Here is a 15,825-nt window from a genome sequence, read left to right on the forward strand (position 1 = left end):
CCCACAGGTCCCGCATCCACTGTCCCCGGTCCGGCAGGTCCGGCGGGTCCGACAGGTATTACAGGTGCACAGGGTCCCACAGGTCCGGCATCTACCGTTCCCGGTCCGGCAGGTCCTACCGGATTGACGGGTGCACAGGGTCCTACCGGTGCAGCTTCTACTGTTCCGGGTCCGGCAGGTCCAACAGGGTTAACCGGATTGACGGGTGCGCAGGGTCCTACCGGTCCCGCCTCCACGGTTCCCGGTCCGGCAGGCCCCACAGGTTTGACGGGTGCACAGGGTCCTACGGGTGCAGCTTCTACCGTTCCCGGCCCGACAGGTCCTACGGGTTTAATCGGCTTAACCGGTCCCCAGGGTCCTACAGGTCCCGCATCTACCGTTCCCGGCCCGGCAGGTCCCACAGGATTGACGGGTGCTCAGGGTCCGACAGGTGCTGCTTCAACGGTTCCCGGTCCGACAGGTCCGACGGGCTTAACAGGCTTAACAGGCTTAACGGGACCACAGGGTCCTACCGGTGCTGCTTCTACGGTTCCCGGTCCACAGGGTCCGACAGGTCCGACAGGTACAGGTACTTCATGCTTATCACTCGATCAGGCTTATGACGGCTGTGCAGGGTCAGGCGCCGGAAGAACCATTACTGCCGATGCAGGTAATGTGGCCATCAACCTGCCTGCAGGCGGAACAAGCACCGACGCTCTGATTGCAACATCAGCCAAAGGAACCAATGCAGTTCCTACCACAGCTGTTTCAGCTACTCATTCTGCACATGGAGTTGCCTTATATGGTGAGAATACACTGGCAGCAAATCTTTACAGTGCGATTATGGGTATTTCAAACAGCAGCAACTCATCTACCACAAGTTTTCCGTCGGGTGTGGCGGGTTACTTCGATGGTGTTGGTCACGGTGCAGGTGTTTGGGGTGAGGTAACCGGTGGCACTACTACCGGAGGCGGATGCGGTATTTATGGAAAATCATCAAACAATAATTTTGGAGCTACATTCTGGGGTGAAGCCTATCCGGGCATCAACTGCTGGACCAATAGTGCAAGCTCACAGTCGGCACAAATAGCATCTATGGGTGGTTCGTATACAAATCCAGCGCTGCTTAATGTCGGTAAAGCCCAGTTCGATGTAAGTCCGCTGGCAGCCTGTCATACTATTATAATGAATAACCTTGGCGGTGAACCAACAATTGCTGCATCAGCTGCACAATATGGATATCTTGGTACAAATGCATATCCCTGGTATGCTCTGTATTATGTGACTGCAACACAAATATCATCTCGAGAAACCAAAAGAAATATCAATTATCTTGACAATGCGACGTATGAAATGGCTATGCATGATATTGATGCCATTAAACCTGCCTTCTACAAATATAAAGTAGAAACAGATGACGTTCAGGCGGGTAACGAAGCTAAATACAGGCCGAATATGCATATGGGATTGATTCTTGACGAAGCGCCGGACTATTTGCAGGATAATACTTTTTCAGGTATAGATGTCTACGCGCTCAGCACACTTTCCATTGCCGGTGTAAAGTACAATCGTGAAGACATTAAAAAAATGGATGTCCGCGTAAGCGCTCTGGAAAACAATGTTACGGTAACCGATTTTGGAAGTCTGCCGATGAACGGTAAGCAAATGCGGGTTGATTATTCCCGGGAATATATTTCACAACTTGGTGCAGATGCCATTCCGGTTGTTACGGTAAGTGCTCTTGGCGGATTGGCAAATGTTTATGTTGTAAGTCAGGATCACAATGGCTTCACTGTTGCCTCGACAGACGATAAAGCTTTTACATTTAACTGGATAGCTGCTGCTAAAAAGGCTGCTGTTATCACAAAAACAACGGCAGCAACAACGAATGTTGACCCGGTCTTACTGAGTCAGCTCCGCGTACCCGATGCTACTAAACAGCTGATTAAGAGCTGGACAGGCAAGCAAACACAGGAAACCATGAAGCTGCTGGGTGCTGATAACAATGTTAATAAAACATCGGTAAGGTTTGAAAACAAACGCTAAGTAGTAGTAATTTAGTTCACTAAAAAACAATTTGAAAATGCGGCATAAAATAGGTTTTGTTGTAATGCTTTTGTTGCTTACAACAGCATTCGGTGCCAGAGCGCAGTTACTGTATAATAATGGCGCCCTTGTATTTGTGAACACAAACGCTATTGTTCAGGTAAATGGCGATGTTTCCAATAATGCCACCGGTACCCTCAACAATCTGGGCGATGTTACCATAACAAGTACTTTCACCAATAATGCCAATGCCGGAGGCGATGGCGCCTTTCATGTGGCTGGCGACTGGGTGAATAACTCCAACTTCACTGCCGGCAGCGGTTATGTGGAGTTAAATGGCACGAATCAAATGATTGCCGGAACGGCATCTACATCATTCTATGATATTGACCTTACGGGAAGCGGTGTTAAATCGCTCGGAATTGATTGTTACAGTATCGGAATACTTGGTCTTACCGACCGTGAACTTGCAACATCAGGTTTCGCCATGTATGTTCTGAATTCAGACCCGGCAGCCATTACACGCACTTCGGGTTTTGTAAGCAGCACAGGGAATGGCGTACTCTCCAGAGTAACGGATGCCACTTCTTCCTTCCTGTTTCCTACAGGTTCATCTACCGGTACACCGCGATACAGACCTGTTGTCATTACACCCGCTTCACCCGCATCAAATACGTTCACGGTCAGAATGGCCAATGTTGATGCTGCTACCGAAGGTTTTAACCGCATCCTTACCGATTCCACAATCTGTGTCGCCAACCCTGATTTCTACCACAGGATAAACCGCAGCGGCGGCAGCGATGCAGCAAAAATTGAAATCTATTACGATGCTGTTGCCGATGGGAACTGGCAGGGAATTGGCAACTGGAAAACTGCTGTTGCACAATGGCAGAATACAAGTACACCAACACTTACAGCCGGCACACCGCTCAGTTCAATATCCATCAGCGGGTGGAACGACTTTACGAATAAACCATACATTCTTACCACACGCAAAGCAAATGCCTACATAACGCCGGTAAATCCAATCTGTGCCAATAATTCAGGATTTGCGCTGGCAGCTGCCGAACCGGGCGGAACATGGACAGGCACCGGCATCACCAACTCAGGTACGGGTGCCTTTGACCCTGCACTGGCCGGGCCGGGAACACATCAGATTATTTATACCATTGCCGGTACTTGCGGCGATGTTGATACCCTCAATGTTACCGTGTACGATGTTCAGGCACTGGATGCTCAGGTTTCTGATGAAAGCTGCATAGGGCAGTCAGACGGTTCTATTACCATCAATATTAATGGCGGCAGTGGTCCGTATACTATATCATGGGATAATGGCAGTACAAGTGAAACAAACAGTCCGGTGGCGCCCGGTACTTATATTGTTGAAGTTACCGACCAGAACGGATGTGCCATCAGCAGCACCTTTGATGTCAAAGCGGCGACCACCGATTGTGCCACGGCGAATGTTTACGTACCCAATATTTTTTCACCTAACGGCGATAATCAAAACGACGAGCTGCTGGTTTATGGCGGTGCTATAAAAACACTGAGTTTCATTATTTACGATCGCTGGGGCGAAAAAATATTTGAAACGAATGATATGTCAAAAGGATGGGACGGCACTTTTAGAGGTCAGCCCATGGATCCGAACGTATTTGTATATTACATTGAAGTAGATTTTACCGACGGCAAGCATCTCACCAAAAAGGGAAATGTAACGCTGGTTCGATAATCAATAAGCATTAAAATTGTAGCATAATGAAGAAATTGTTGGTTTTTTGCATTTTGGCGATACTGGTGGGCAGGGTTTCTGCACAGGATATTCATTTTTCAATGTTCAATGCAGCGCCACTCACCCTTAATCCTGCGCTTGCCGGAGCATTTAATGCCGACCACCGGATAATCGGTAATTATAAAAGCCAGTGGAGAAGCATTGCGAATCCATACACCACTTACGCCTTATCGTATGACGCCGGTTTGCTGAAACGCGCTATCAACGGTGGCTTTCTGGGTGTTGGCTTACAGCTGTATAACGACCGCGCCGCTGATACCAAAATGGGCGTTTTTCAGGCAAATGTATCATTGGCGTATCACCTTCTGCTGAACAGAAATAATATTCTTACTGCCGGTGTTCAGGGCGGATTTGCACAACGCAGTATCAGTGCTTCTGCCATGCAGTGGGGCAATCAGTATGACCCGCATTCCGATAACGGTTTCAATTCATCACTCTCGTCGGGCGAAACCATGAATTTTACCCATTTCAATTATGGCGATTTTGCGGCAGGCGTTCTCTATACATACAACAGCGGTTCCACCACAATGTCGAGCAACAATGCCTTTAAACTAAACCTCGGAATATCGATGTTTCACCTCAATAAACCCAAACAGCAGTTCATGGACAACGAAGCCCAGAAACTGTATCGCAGGGTGAACATTCACGGGTATTCACTTATTGGAATCAGAAACACCAGCCTTTCTCTGGTTCCCAGCTTAGCCGTTTATTTTCAGGGTCCGTCGCGTGAAATCATGATGGGAAGTTTGTTCCGTTTCCGCCTGCAGGATGCTTCGCATTACACCAATTTTATTCAGGAAACAGCGTTATCGGTGGGAGCGCACTACCGCTTTTCCGATGCCATTGTGGCCGAAGCCATGTTTGAATACAAGAATTTTATGCTGGGCGTAAGTTACGATGTGAACGTATCGAAACTTTCGGTTGCAAGCAGCGGTATGGGCGGGCTTGAAGTAGCTCTTCGATATATAACACCGCTCAGGCAAAGTGATAACAAATCGATGTATTAACATCGAGCGTTCATCATCACGTTTATTTTACTTGCAATATTTCGCGATTGCCTTAGAGGCGTCTGCAACACCCAAATCAGCAGCTTTTTTCCAGCTGACACAGGCGCTGTCCGTCATGCCTGCCATGTATTCGGTAATGCCTTTGTTCTGCCATGCTTTTCCGTAGGCAGGATTCAGTTTCAAAGCACTCTTTAAATCTTCGAGAGAGCCTTTATAATCCTTCAGCTTTCCTTTTACTATGCCACGGTCAAGCCAGATTTCCGTATTATCCGGACTTAATTCTATGGCTTTGTTAAAATCAAGGATTGCTTCCTTATAATGCCCCCAGATATCATTGGCAACGCCCCGGTTGAGCCAGGCTTCGGAGAAATCGGGCTTGAGCATCAGCGCAGTATCGTATGCACCCATTGCCTCGGGCATGGAACGGTATATTCTGTAAAGATTTGCCTTGTTGTAAAACGCTTCGGCATATTCTTTATCAATAGAGGAGGCCGTGATAAAATCCTGAAGCGCGAATTTGTAAAATCGGCGTTCCAGCTTCAGAAGACCGCGTAAATTATACGCTTCTGCAAAATCAGGGTTTTCTTTAATTGCTTCGTTGAGCAAACGAATACGTTCGCGAAAAGCGGGGCGGCCCATCAATGCCGCACGGCAGTAGTTGGCCTGTTCCGATTCGGGAAACTTGGTAATTACGTCTTCCCATATCTTTTTCTGTTCAACAGAATCCTGCGTTGTAAACGATTTTTTGAACAGCGCAATGCACTCACGTTTGTGTCCGCAGCTATTAAAAATGAGCATCGCGCTTATCGCGATAAGCAAATATAGTGTACGTTTCATCGATCTCAGTTTTGTGCAAAAATAAATAAAAATTAAGTATCATTTTTCTTTTGACTCTCGACTCTCGACTCTCGACTCACGACTCTCGACTCACAACTAACTCCTGTTTATAACTATTTGTTTCTTCTAAAATCAAACAATCGATTTTTTATATTTTTGTTATCAGTATTAATAATTGATAGAATTACGTTAACCATCGATATCAACGCTGAATGACAGCTATAAGAGAACATGCACTTCGTGTAAAAAGGGTGTTCATTGGCACCCTACTGTGTCTTTTGGTTTTTTCAAAACCCGGATTTAGTCAGGTTCGGACACAGCCCGAAGGTGTACCCGACGAAAAATATGCCCGTGCCATGTACCTTGGCGGCGACTTTGTTACAGCCATAAAAGAGTATGAGCTTGTGATAAAAAAAGACAGCGCAAACCCCGAAGTAAATTACAATCTCGGCTTCTGTTATCTGAACACAACCATTAACAAAGCAAGAGCCGTTCCTTTGCTTGAAGTTGCCATTACGTCTGATAAAATTGATGTTCAGGTATATTATGATCTGGCGCGCGCGTATATGGTCAACTATCGTTTTGATGACGCAATAGCAATGTTCACCAAATTCAAACAGAAACTCAACGGTGCTGAAGACAAGAATTATATTACCTCCGACATGGAGATAGAAATGTGCAACACGGCTAAAGAAATGGTTGAACATCCGGTAAACGTAACGTATGAAAATCTGGGCGCCCGTATAAACTCTCCCTTTCCTGACTATAATCCTTATGTGAACAAAAACGAAACCCAGCTGTTCTACACCTCTAAGCGTCCCGGAAACGTCGGGAACCTGCTTGATTTTGATGGCTATTATTCGGCTGATGTTCTTGTGTCTGAAAATAAATACGGTACCTGGGAAAAGTTCAAACGCCTTCCGATTGCAATAAACTCCCCGCTGGTTGAAGAAACGACAGGTCTTTCGGCCGACGGCTCATACCTTTTTGTATTTATTGACAACCTCGATGCACGATTCCAGACAAGGCTTGCGGTAAAGCAGGGTAAGGCATTTCAAAAACTGATGCCCATGGGCAACAATGTGAATGCTTCCGGAAAAGGTGCCAACTCGGTTACGATTACCAATGATAAAAAGACCATCTTTTTCTCAGCCAAGCTGGATAATTCTCTGGGCGGTTACGATATTTACATGGCCAAGCTTATGCCGAACGGCGAATTTGGACCTCCGGTAAATGTGGGACCTGTTATCAATACCAAATTTGATGATGATTTTCCCTACCTCGCACCCGACGGAAAAACACTCTATTTCGCATCGGTGGGTCACAAGACCATGGGCGGTTACGACATCATGAAAACTACCTGGGATAAGACTACCAACACATTTACCGAACCGGTTAATCTGGGTTATCCTATCAATACACCCGACGATAATACCACCATTTCTTTTACAGCAAGCGGGCGATATGCCTACGTTTCCGATTTGCGCCCCGAAGGATTCGGCAATCTCGATGTCTATCGCGTAATATTTAAAGACGTTACACCGGGTTATACAGCGATTAAAATTACACTTGCAACCAGCGATTCCACCAATATTTACGACATCTTCAGGAAAAATGTAAAGATGGCTATGGACAGCCTGAAACCCAAACTCGATTCCGCTTATATGGCATCACACAAACTGGCTGATTCAACAAGAAAAAATAATAAGACCAGATATGACGTCTTGATGAAACAATGGCAGGACGGTCCTTCGGTCAGTATCAAAGCTTACAGCAAAAAATCAAATACACTTATTGGTACGTATCTTCCGAATAAAACCAGCGGACGTGCTGTTGTTATTTTGCCTCCGGGCGAGTTTGCAATAACAGCCACTTGTGAAGGATACAAAGAATTTACTGACGAAATACGAATCGAAGACCGGGAGATGAATGTGAAAGAGATCACGCGCATTTTCAGTTTTTCCAAATAACAGAACCATGAAACTGAAACTAACCCGTCCGCTTGCCTTTTTCGATATTGAAACAACCGGAGTCAATGTCGGTGCCGACCGCATCGTCGAAATCTGCATCATCAAAATCAACCCGGACAGCAGCGAAGAAGTGGTGACCATGCGCATCAATCCGGGCATGCCCATTCCGAAAGAAGTAATAGCCATTCATCATATTACCGATGAAGACGTAAAAGACTGTCCGCGTTTTAAGGATGTGGCAGCCAGGCTTCATGCCTTCCTCGAGAACTGCGATCTGGCGGGATTCAATTCCAATAAATTCGATATCCCGCTGTTGGTAGAGGAATTTCTGCGCGCCGAAGTGGACTTTGATATCAAAGGACGCCGTTTTATTGATACCCAGAATATTTTTCATAAAATGGAGCCCCGCAACCTCAGAGCCGGGTACCGCTTTTATTGCGGAAAAGACATCATCAATGCTCACAGCGCCGAAGCAGATACCCGCGCCACTTTTGAAATACTGGAAGCTCAGCTCGACCGCTATAACAATGTGGAATATGTTGACAATAACGGCAATACTTCAATACCTATAGCGAACGATGTACAGGCATTGCACGATTTTTCGTTTACCACACGCAACGCCGACCTCGTCGGACACATTATATATAATGAAGCCGGTACCGAAGTTTTCAATTTTGGCAAGTATAAGGGCAGGAGCGTGGAAGAAGTGTTTGCAAAAGAGCCTTCGTATTATGACTGGATGACCAAAGCCGACTTCCCGCTGACTACCAAGAAAGTGCTGACAGCCATCAAGCTGCGTGGCTTCAATAAATCATCGGTGAACATAAAATAGTGTCAAAGTCGTGAGTCGTGAGTCGTGAGTTGAGGCGAAGCCGAAATCCGTCTCCTGACGGGTCGTGAGTCGTAAGTCGAATTTTTCCGCCAAAGGCGGACAGGTTTACCTGCCGGTAGGACAGGCATTTTCAAATTATCTAATTTTCAAATTGACTGATTTTAAACCTAATCCCTAATCCCCAATCCCCAATCCCCAACATGAAAATCATCTGCATCGGTCGAAATTACCGCGATTACATCAGTGCCGAAGGCAAGCCCTTGCCTGAGGAGCCGGTATTTTTCCTCAAACCCGATACTTCGCTGTTGGTCAATAACCGTCCGTTCTATATCCCGGCATTCAGCAATGAGGTGCGATATGAAGTGGAATTGGTGCTTAAAATATCGAAACTCGGCAGGCATATCAGCGAAAAGTTTGCGCACACTTATTTTAATGAAATCGGAATCGGTATAGATTTTACGGCTGCCGATGCTTTACGCGAATCAATCAAAAACGGACTTCCCTGGGAAAAAGCCAAGGCATTTGATTTTTCTTCGCCTCTGGGCAATTTCTACGATAAAAATAGTTTCCCTGATCACAACAATATAGAATTTCATCTTGACCTTAACGGGAAAACCGTGCAGCACGGCAATTCCGGAAATATGGTATTTTCATTTACGAAAATCATCGCGCACGTTTCGAAGTTCTTTACACTGCGCACCGGCGATCTTATCTATACCGGTACTCCGGCAGGAGTGGGGAATGTGTCTATTGGCGATAAACTTGAAGCCTGGCTCGGACAGGAGAAGGCGCTCAGGCTAAGCGTGAAGTAGTTATTACGCAGGTCTGGCTCGCAGAGCGCTCCATGTTTCATCAATCACCACGGTAGTAACAGCTTTCAGTTTCGATTTTTCAAGCGCTTTCACTACGGCTTCCCTCTTGATGTCGCTTTTGATGGTTCCACCCGATTTAGGGTAGGTGAGCCACAGCATACAATCCCGTTTGCCTGCCTTTGCGTATTGTTTAATAAGCGCATCTATACTCTTTTGGGTAACAGAAAATATTTGCACGTAGTCATACTTGCCTAATCGGGTATTCGCAGGAACGGTATCGAAGCTAACCTCTTTAATCAACTCCTGAAATTCAATTGGAGCATTTAATACGAGGATGTTACCTTCTGAGGGTACCTTTAATTTACTAACTATTTCACTCATGATGTTTTGAGATTTTGATTCCACAAAGATATACCTAGAAACAGCAAAATGATACCAAGCCCGCCATAAATAACTTGCAACATAGAAAACTCACGTATCATTATTAACTCCGTTAATATCCATATAATGAGTCCGCTACCCATGGTAACCACCCATTTATAAAATTGTTTTGATTTTCTGATTGTAAGAATTGCTGTCATTAAACTTCCCGCACCTATAACTATCAGTAATATGAGTCCGGGAATCAGAAAACTGTCGAAAGGGCTCGAATCTAAAAGTGTTGTAGGTATTTGCATCAGTTGACCGCTCGGGTCAAGCACCAGCAATATGCCGCCGTAAAAAGCTGAAATGACATTGAAAAAGAGCAGGATAACAGTAAACACGCGCATATTCGATGAAGTAGAATGGCAATTAACGTTTTATTTCTTAAAAATCAGCTAAAATCAAGCCAAAACTACAACAGAAAGCAAGAAAATGCAAATATATTTTTATATTTCATTCGTTCACCTTACAGCTCATCGAGACACCTGAGCACCAAATCACAGCATTCATGTACCTGGTCTGTGGTAATTGTGAGAGGCGGAGCTATGCGGAAAGCACTGGCATTGAACAGAAACCAATCGCCAAATAAGCCAAGCCCGGTTCCTTTATGGATAAAGGCATTCACCTCTTCGTCCTTGCCCAATTCAATTGCCATTAATAGACCGGCGTTGCGTATGTTAATAATTTTCGGATGATGCTGCAGCCGTTCTCTGAAAAGTCCGGCTTTGGCATTTACCGTTTCCACGAGTTTTTCGTCCTGAATTACGTTCAGGGCTGCCAGCCCGGCGGCACAGCATACCGGATGCCCGCCGAAAGTGGTGATATGCCCTAATACCGGGTCATGCGTAAGGCTTTGCATAATTGATGCCGGTGCAATAAATGCGCCCAGTGGCATTCCACCGCCCAATGCTTTGGAAAGCACCAGAATATCGGGTGAACTATTATATTGTTCAAAGGCAAACATGGTTCCTGTTCTGCCAAAAGCGGTTTGAGACTCATCAAATACCAGCAGTGCGCCTGTTTCGGTGCAACGTTTGCGAAGTGCTTTCAGGAAATTCTGCTGAGGAAGTATTACACCGGCTTCGGCCTGAACAGGTTCAATTACAACGCAGGCAGTGTGAGAGTTAATCCTTTCAAGGTCACGGATGTCATTGAATTTTAGCTGTGCAATACCCGGCAGCAGCGGACGAAACGCATCCTGCCATACAGCGCTGCCAATCAGGCTGAGTGCTCCCTGGGTTCCTCCGTGATAAGCATTTGAAAAGCAGGCAATTTCAGGTCGTCCGGTATAACGCTTTGCCAGTTTCATGGCACCTTCAATGGCTTCGCTGCCCGAATTTACAAAATACACCGAGTTGAATTCCGCCGGCAACAGGGTACAAAGTGCTTCGGCAAAAAGTACCTGAGGGCTTTGAATAAATTCACCATACACCATAAGGTGCAGGTAATGGTCCAGTTGAGAAGTAATTGCTTCAATAACTTTAGGGTGGCGGTGACCGGTATTTGAAACGCTCACACCCGATACCATATCGATATAACGCTTACCATCCGGACCGTACATATAAATACCTTCGGCCCGTTCTATTTCAACCGCCATGGGTGCAGGTGATGTTTGTGCCACAAAATCAAAAAAAAGCTGGCGTTGGGTTTTCATGTTTACTCTTCATCTCCTTCTTCCACAACGGGAACCAGTTCATCGTCATCGGCAGGGCGGTCAATTTTTTCAACCAGATCGAGGTCGATGCGGAGATTATTGATGATGAAATCCTGTCGCTTGGGTGTGTTCTTGCCCATATAGAAAGTCAGAATTTCGTTGATGGATGATTCTTTGCTGAGCATTACCGGCTCAAGACGCATATCTTTGCCAATGAAGTGCTTGAACTCATCGGGCGATATTTCACCAAGACCTTTGAATCGTGTAATTTCAGGGTTGGGTCCCAGTTCGTCAATAGCATTGACTCTTTCTTCATCGGTGTAGCAATAACTTGTTTTCTTCTTGTTACGAACCCGGAAGAGCGGCGTTTGCAAAATGTAGAGGTGTCCGTTTTTAATCAGGTCGGGATAAAACGTAAGGTAAAATGTGAGAAGCAGCAAACGGATATGCATACCGTCCACATCGGCATCGGTGGCTATTACAACCTGATTGTAACGCAGGTTTTCAATGCCTTCTTCAATATTGAGTGCCGACTGCATCAGGTTGAATTCTTCATTTTCGTACACCACTTTTTTGCTCAGTCCGAAGCAGTTCAGCGGCTTCCCTTTGAGGCTGAAAACAGCCTGTGTGTTCACTTCGCGCGATTTGGTAATGGAACCGCTGGCCGAATCTCCTTCGGTGATGAACAGCGTACTTTCAAACCTGCGCTCATCGTGGCTGTTATAATGAATGCGGCAATCTCTGAGCTTTTTATTATGAAGACTTGCTTTCTTGATACTTTCGCGTGCAAGTTTTTTGATATTTGCCAGATCCTTGCGGTCTTTTTCCGACTGCATAATTTTCTTCAGCAGTATATCGGCCGTTTCGGGGTTCATGTGAAGATAATTGTCGAGATTTTTCTTCACAATATCATGGATATACTTTGATACAGTCGGGCCTTTAGGCTCCATATGCTGTGAACCGAGTTTGGTTTTGGTCTGCGACTCAAACACCGGTTCCACAATTTTTACGCTGATGGCGGCAATAATGCTTTCGCGGATATCGCTCGCTTCAAAATCTTTATGGTAAAACTCCCTGACGGTTTTCACCAGCGCTTCGCGAAAAGCCTGTTGGTGCGTACCTCCCTGAGTTGTGTGCTGACCGTTTACGAATGAATAATACTCTTCGGTATATCTGACGGCACTAAACGTAAAAGCCGATTCAAATCCGTTGTCTTTCAAATGGATAATAGGGAAGAGGATGCCGCCGTCAATATTGCTGTTGAGCAAATCAACAAGACCATTCTTCGCAAAAAACTTCTCTCCGTTGAAGTTGATGGTCATCCCGTTATTCAGGAATGCGTAGTTCCACAGAAGTTTCTGAACATATTCGGTGATGTAATGAACTTTGCCGAACACTTTTTCGTCGGGGATGAAGGAAATGCTGACGCCATTGCGTAAGTCGGTGGGCTGAAGGGGTTCATCGCGAACAATGGTTCCGCGTTCAAATTCGGCAATCTTGATTTGTCCTTCGCGTATTGACTGAACCTTGAAGTAAGATGAAAGTGCATTGACTGCTTTGGTACCAACGCCGTTCAGGCCAACCGTTTTCACAAATACCTTGGAATCGTATTTGGCGCCGGTATTCATTTTAGAAACGCAATCAACCACACTGCCCAGCGGGATGCCGCGTCCGTAATCCCTTACAATAACTTTCTGTTCTTTGATGGTAACGTCTATACTGCGACCGTTGCCCATAATAAATTCATCAACAGCGTTGTCAAGAATTTCTTTGAGCAGCACATAAATACCATCGTCGGGTGATGTTCCGTCGCCCAGCTTACCTATATACATTCCCGGACGCATTTGAATATGCTCTTTCCAGTCCAGTGAGCGTATGGTTTCTTCTGAATAGACTTCGGTCATGATACTATAATTTTATGCAAAATTAATACTCCTTGCTTTACCCTGCGCCACTTTTCAGTTCATTTTTAATTATTTTATCAACAAATCCTTGATTTATCAACACTTTTAGTAATTTTGTGTACTTTCCCATCCTCCAGTTATGCTATTTGAAGATATATATAAGACAATCGCCACTACCGGGAAGGGTTCCTTTCGCGACCGGGGCAGCAAATTTATTTCCTTTGCAATTCCCGTTAAGGATGAAGAAGAAATAAAAGAAGCCCTGAAAGGTCTTAAAAAAGAATTTTACAACGCGACACATCATTGTTATGCATGGTTATTAGGCTCTGATAAGCTTGCTTTCAGGATGAACGACGACGGCGAACCTTCGGGTTCGGCAGGCAGACCCATACTGGGGCAGATACAATCAAAAGATTTAACGAATGTTCTGGTGGTTGTTATCCGTTATTACGGTGGCACAAATCTGGGTGTTCCCGGCCTTATCAACGCATACAAAACCTCTGCCCGCGAAGCGCTGGATAATGCGCAGGTTCTGGAAAAAACCGTGAACGACATCTATGAAATTCAGTTCCATTATCCTCACATGAACGACGTTATGCGCATCATGAAAGATGAGAAACTGGAGCAGGTAAATCATTGTTTTCAGGATAACTGCAGTATTGTATTTTCAGTTCGCAAAAACGATTCGGCACGCGTACATGATTCAATTGTAAAAATTGATGGCGTGAAGGTGGAATACCTGCGTACGGAATAGCGATTGCGAATATTGTGTAAATTGCCGATACTTTTTGTACGAATTAATTTTTGAAAAATGAGAAAAATTATCCTCATCGTATTGGTATGCATAAGCATTAATTCCTTTTCGCAAGGGGTTGGAATCAATACTTCCGGACTTCCGGCCGATAACAGTGCAATGCTTGATGTAAGCAGCACCGACCGTGGCGTACTTGTTTCGCGCATGACCGAAGCTCAGCGCAATGCCATCGTTAATCCCGTTGAGGGCTTGCTTATTTTCAACACCACATCAAAGTGTTTCAACTTTTACAAAAATGGCGCATGGGTTGAGATGTGCGGTGGTTGCATACTGCCTCCTGTACCCGGTGCAATTACAGGTTCTGTGAGTTTTTGTGCAAACTATACCGGCGCTGCGTTTTCTGTTACTGCGGTAAACGGCGCTACCAGCTATACCTGGAGTGTGCCTTCGGGTGCTGTAATTGCGAGTGGTCAGGGAACTACAGCAATAGTTGTGAATTTCGGCGCTTTATCGGGTAATGTCAGCGTTGTTGCTGATAATAATTGCGGCAGCACTGCCGCCAGTACACTATCAGTAACTGTGGGAAGCGTTTTAAATGCCGGAACCATTGGCGGCGGCTCAAGTGGAGTTTGCGGCAGCGGCGGTATTACTGATAATCCGGCAGCTTTTACCAATGTCAGCGCTGCTTCGGGCGGTATGGGCGCTATTACATATCAATGGCAGTCGAAAACGATTTCCGGCAGTTATTCCGACATCACAGGCGCAAATTCGCTTACCTACGATCCTTCTGTCATTTCACAATCTATGGTGTATTCGCGCAAAGCGACCGACAACTGCACAACCATGGTGAGCAATGAAATGACCGTGACTTACAGCGCTTCATGCGGTCTGGATGTATGTCAGAATGCAGGCGTGGTGCACTCTCAAACCACCTCAGTAGGTCATATGGAATTGCTTGGAATGAAGTTCCGGCCGCAGGCACCGGGCAATATATCAAGGCTCGGTTTAAGAATCCCGCAAAACGGAACCTTTCAGCTCAATCTATTCGACTGCTCCACACAAGCACTGGTACGAACGGTGAATGTGAATGCAACATCAAACACATGGTGTTACGCCAGCATTACACCTTATGCGCTTACTGCCTATCAGGAAGTTTACTGTGTTCTGGTGCTTCCGGCAAATGCAATTTACGCCTACGGATATTTCAGCCCGTCACCCATTCTTTCCGGAAATGTGGAAATTATGGGCGGATGCTGGTATAACAGTCCGGGCGGCGCAAATCTCTATCCCAACTCTTACGCACCCGGCCAGATTTATGGAGTTACAGATATTACCTTCGGACCTTAAATCAGGGAATAGGGAATAAGTAACAGGTAACAGTGAACAGTTGACAATTAATTATTTACACATTACTTTAAAACCTGTTTGCACAATCTTATTTACACTACCTTACACTACCGTTGTTCATCATTCTTGCTCTGTCATTCATCATTATCGCTCTGTCGTTCATCATTATTGCCCTGTCGTTCATCATTATCGCTCTGTCGTTCATCATTATCGCTCTGTATTTCATCATTATTGCTCTGTCATTCATCATTATCGCTCTGTCGTTCATCATTACGTCAATGTATTTCATCATTATCGCTCTGTCTTCTGTCTCCTGACTTCTTTTAACTTTATAAACTTTATGAACTTTCGACTTTCGACTTTTGACTTTCGACTTTTGACTCACAACTTTCGACTTTCGACTTTTGACTTTTGACTTTCGACTTTCGACTTTCGACTTTTGACTTTTGACTTTCGACTTTTGACTTT

At 45.3% G+C, this 15,825-nt stretch carries 14 protein-coding genes; 8 read left to right on the forward strand and 6 right to left on the reverse strand.

The genetic code is table 11. The features are described 5' to 3' along the window. From WCM76_15580 to WCM76_15590, 3 genes are all read left to right on the forward strand, one after another. On the forward strand, nt 1-2,025 hold a 2,025-nt coding region (locus WCM76_15580), incomplete at its 5' end, for a hypothetical protein (GenBank protein MEI6767052.1). 37 nt (nt 2,026-2,062) lie between these two features. Next, complete coding sequence (locus WCM76_15585) at nt 2,063-3,757, forward strand: gliding motility-associated C-terminal domain-containing protein (protein MEI6767053.1); 1,695 nt, start codon at nt 2,063-2,065, stop codon at nt 3,755-3,757. Nucleotides 3,758-3,783: 26 nt separating this feature from the next. Next, entirely contained in the window at nt 3,784-4,824 is a 1,041-nt protein-coding gene (locus WCM76_15590; GenBank protein ID MEI6767054.1) for a PorP/SprF family type IX secretion system membrane protein, read from the forward strand. Nucleotides 4,825-4,851: 27 nt separating this feature from the next. Here WCM76_15590 and WCM76_15595 read toward each other — a convergent pair whose 3' ends face one another. Then, the gene (locus tag WCM76_15595) at nt 4,852-5,661 is read right to left on the reverse strand and encodes a tetratricopeptide repeat protein (GenBank protein MEI6767055.1); all 810 of its coding nucleotides are present in this window, start codon (nt 5,659-5,661) and stop codon (nt 4,852-4,854) included. A gap of 212 nt (nt 5,662-5,873) precedes the next feature. Between WCM76_15595 and WCM76_15600 the strand changes: the two genes are divergently transcribed. The 3 genes from WCM76_15600 to WCM76_15610 all read left to right on the forward strand — a co-directional run bounded on the left by WCM76_15600 (nt 5,874) and on the right by WCM76_15610 (nt 9,275). Next, nucleotides 5,874-7,631, forward strand: a complete 1,758-nt coding sequence (locus WCM76_15600; protein MEI6767056.1) for a hypothetical protein — start codon at nt 5,874-5,876, stop codon at nt 7,629-7,631. Between the two features lie 7 nt (nt 7,632-7,638). Next, nucleotides 7,639-8,463: a 3'-5' exonuclease gene (locus WCM76_15605; protein ID MEI6767057.1), complete on the forward strand. Its 825-nt coding sequence runs from the start codon at nt 7,639-7,641 to the stop codon at nt 8,461-8,463. 200 nt (nt 8,464-8,663) lie between these two features. Then, on the forward strand, nt 8,664-9,275 hold the full coding sequence (locus WCM76_15610; protein MEI6767058.1) for a fumarylacetoacetate hydrolase family protein: 612 nt from the start codon (nt 8,664-8,666) through the stop codon (nt 9,273-9,275). 3 nt (nt 9,276-9,278) lie between these two features. Here the strand turns inward: WCM76_15610 and WCM76_15615 are convergent, their stop codons facing one another. The 4 genes from WCM76_15615 to WCM76_15630 all read right to left on the reverse strand — a co-directional run bounded on the left by WCM76_15615 (nt 9,279) and on the right by WCM76_15630 (nt 13,256). Beyond that, nucleotides 9,279-9,656 carry a hypothetical protein gene (locus WCM76_15615; GenBank protein ID MEI6767059.1) on the reverse strand — a complete coding sequence of 126 codons (378 nt, stop codon included), beginning with the start codon at nt 9,654-9,656 and terminating at the stop codon, nt 9,279-9,281. Beyond that, nucleotides 9,653-10,045 (reverse strand): hypothetical protein, encoded by a 393-nt coding sequence (locus tag WCM76_15620; protein MEI6767060.1) that lies wholly within the window; start codon nt 10,043-10,045, stop codon nt 9,653-9,655. Before WCM76_15620 ends, WCM76_15615 begins: the two co-directional genes overlap by 4 nt. Nucleotides 10,046-10,164: 119 nt before the next feature. Then, on the reverse strand, nt 10,165-11,352 hold the full coding sequence (locus tag WCM76_15625; protein MEI6767061.1) for an aspartate aminotransferase family protein: 1,188 nt from the start codon (nt 11,350-11,352) through the stop codon (nt 10,165-10,167). A 2-nt stretch (nt 11,353-11,354) separates the two neighbouring features. Next, complete coding sequence (locus WCM76_15630) at nt 11,355-13,256, reverse strand: DNA topoisomerase IV subunit B (protein ID MEI6767062.1); 1,902 nt, start codon at nt 13,254-13,256, stop codon at nt 11,355-11,357. 139 nt (nt 13,257-13,395) lie between these two features. On the opposite strand from WCM76_15630, the gene WCM76_15635 reads away from it, so the two are divergent. Further along, nucleotides 13,396-14,010 (forward strand): YigZ family protein, encoded by a 615-nt coding sequence (locus WCM76_15635; GenBank protein MEI6767063.1) that lies wholly within the window; start codon nt 13,396-13,398, stop codon nt 14,008-14,010. A gap of 57 nt (nt 14,011-14,067) precedes the next feature. Then, nucleotides 14,068-15,357: a hypothetical protein gene (locus tag WCM76_15640; GenBank protein ID MEI6767064.1), complete on the forward strand. Its 1,290-nt coding sequence runs from the start codon at nt 14,068-14,070 to the stop codon at nt 15,355-15,357. A 97-nt stretch (nt 15,358-15,454) separates the two neighbouring features. Here the strand turns inward: WCM76_15640 and WCM76_15645 are convergent, their stop codons facing one another. Then, entirely contained in the window at nt 15,455-15,649 is a 195-nt protein-coding gene (locus WCM76_15645) for a hypothetical protein (GenBank protein ID MEI6767065.1), read from the reverse strand. Nucleotides 15,650-15,825 lie beyond the last annotated feature (176 nt).

Source organism: Bacteroidota bacterium (genome assembly GCA_037133915.1).
Taxonomy (GTDB): domain Bacteria; phylum Bacteroidota; class Bacteroidia; order Bacteroidales; family CAIWKO01; genus JBAXND01.

What these genes read in the sequence shown, in the direction of transcription:
- WCM76_15585 (MEI6767053.1), top strand. Translation starts at nt 2,063, where the DNA reads ATGCGGCATAAAATAGGTTTTGTTGTAATGCTTTTGTTGCTTACAACA.
- WCM76_15590 (MEI6767054.1), top strand. Translation starts at nt 3,784, where the DNA reads ATGAAGAAATTGTTGGTTTTTTGCATTTTGGCGATACTGGTGGGCAGG.
- WCM76_15595 (MEI6767055.1), bottom strand. Translation starts at nt 5,661, where the DNA reads ATGAAACGTACACTATATTTGCTTATCGCGATAAGCGCGATGCTCATT.
- WCM76_15600 (MEI6767056.1), top strand. Translation starts at nt 5,874, where the DNA reads ATGACAGCTATAAGAGAACATGCACTTCGTGTAAAAAGGGTGTTCATT.
- WCM76_15605 (MEI6767057.1), top strand. Translation starts at nt 7,639, where the DNA reads ATGAAACTGAAACTAACCCGTCCGCTTGCCTTTTTCGATATTGAAACA.
- WCM76_15610 (MEI6767058.1), top strand. Translation starts at nt 8,664, where the DNA reads ATGAAAATCATCTGCATCGGTCGAAATTACCGCGATTACATCAGTGCC.
- WCM76_15615 (MEI6767059.1), bottom strand. Translation starts at nt 9,656, where the DNA reads ATGAGTGAAATAGTTAGTAAATTAAAGGTACCCTCAGAAGGTAACATC.
- WCM76_15620 (MEI6767060.1), bottom strand. Translation starts at nt 10,045, where the DNA reads ATGCGCGTGTTTACTGTTATCCTGCTCTTTTTCAATGTCATTTCAGCT.
- WCM76_15625 (MEI6767061.1), bottom strand. Translation starts at nt 11,352, where the DNA reads ATGAAAACCCAACGCCAGCTTTTTTTTGATTTTGTGGCACAAACATCA.
- WCM76_15630 (MEI6767062.1), bottom strand. Translation starts at nt 13,256, where the DNA reads ATGACCGAAGTCTATTCAGAAGAAACCATACGCTCACTGGACTGGAAA.
- WCM76_15635 (MEI6767063.1), top strand. Translation starts at nt 13,396, where the DNA reads ATGCTATTTGAAGATATATATAAGACAATCGCCACTACCGGGAAGGGT.
- WCM76_15640 (MEI6767064.1), top strand. Translation starts at nt 14,068, where the DNA reads ATGAGAAAAATTATCCTCATCGTATTGGTATGCATAAGCATTAATTCC.
- WCM76_15645 (MEI6767065.1), bottom strand. Translation starts at nt 15,649, where the DNA reads ATGATGAAATACATTGACGTAATGATGAACGACAGAGCGATAATGATG.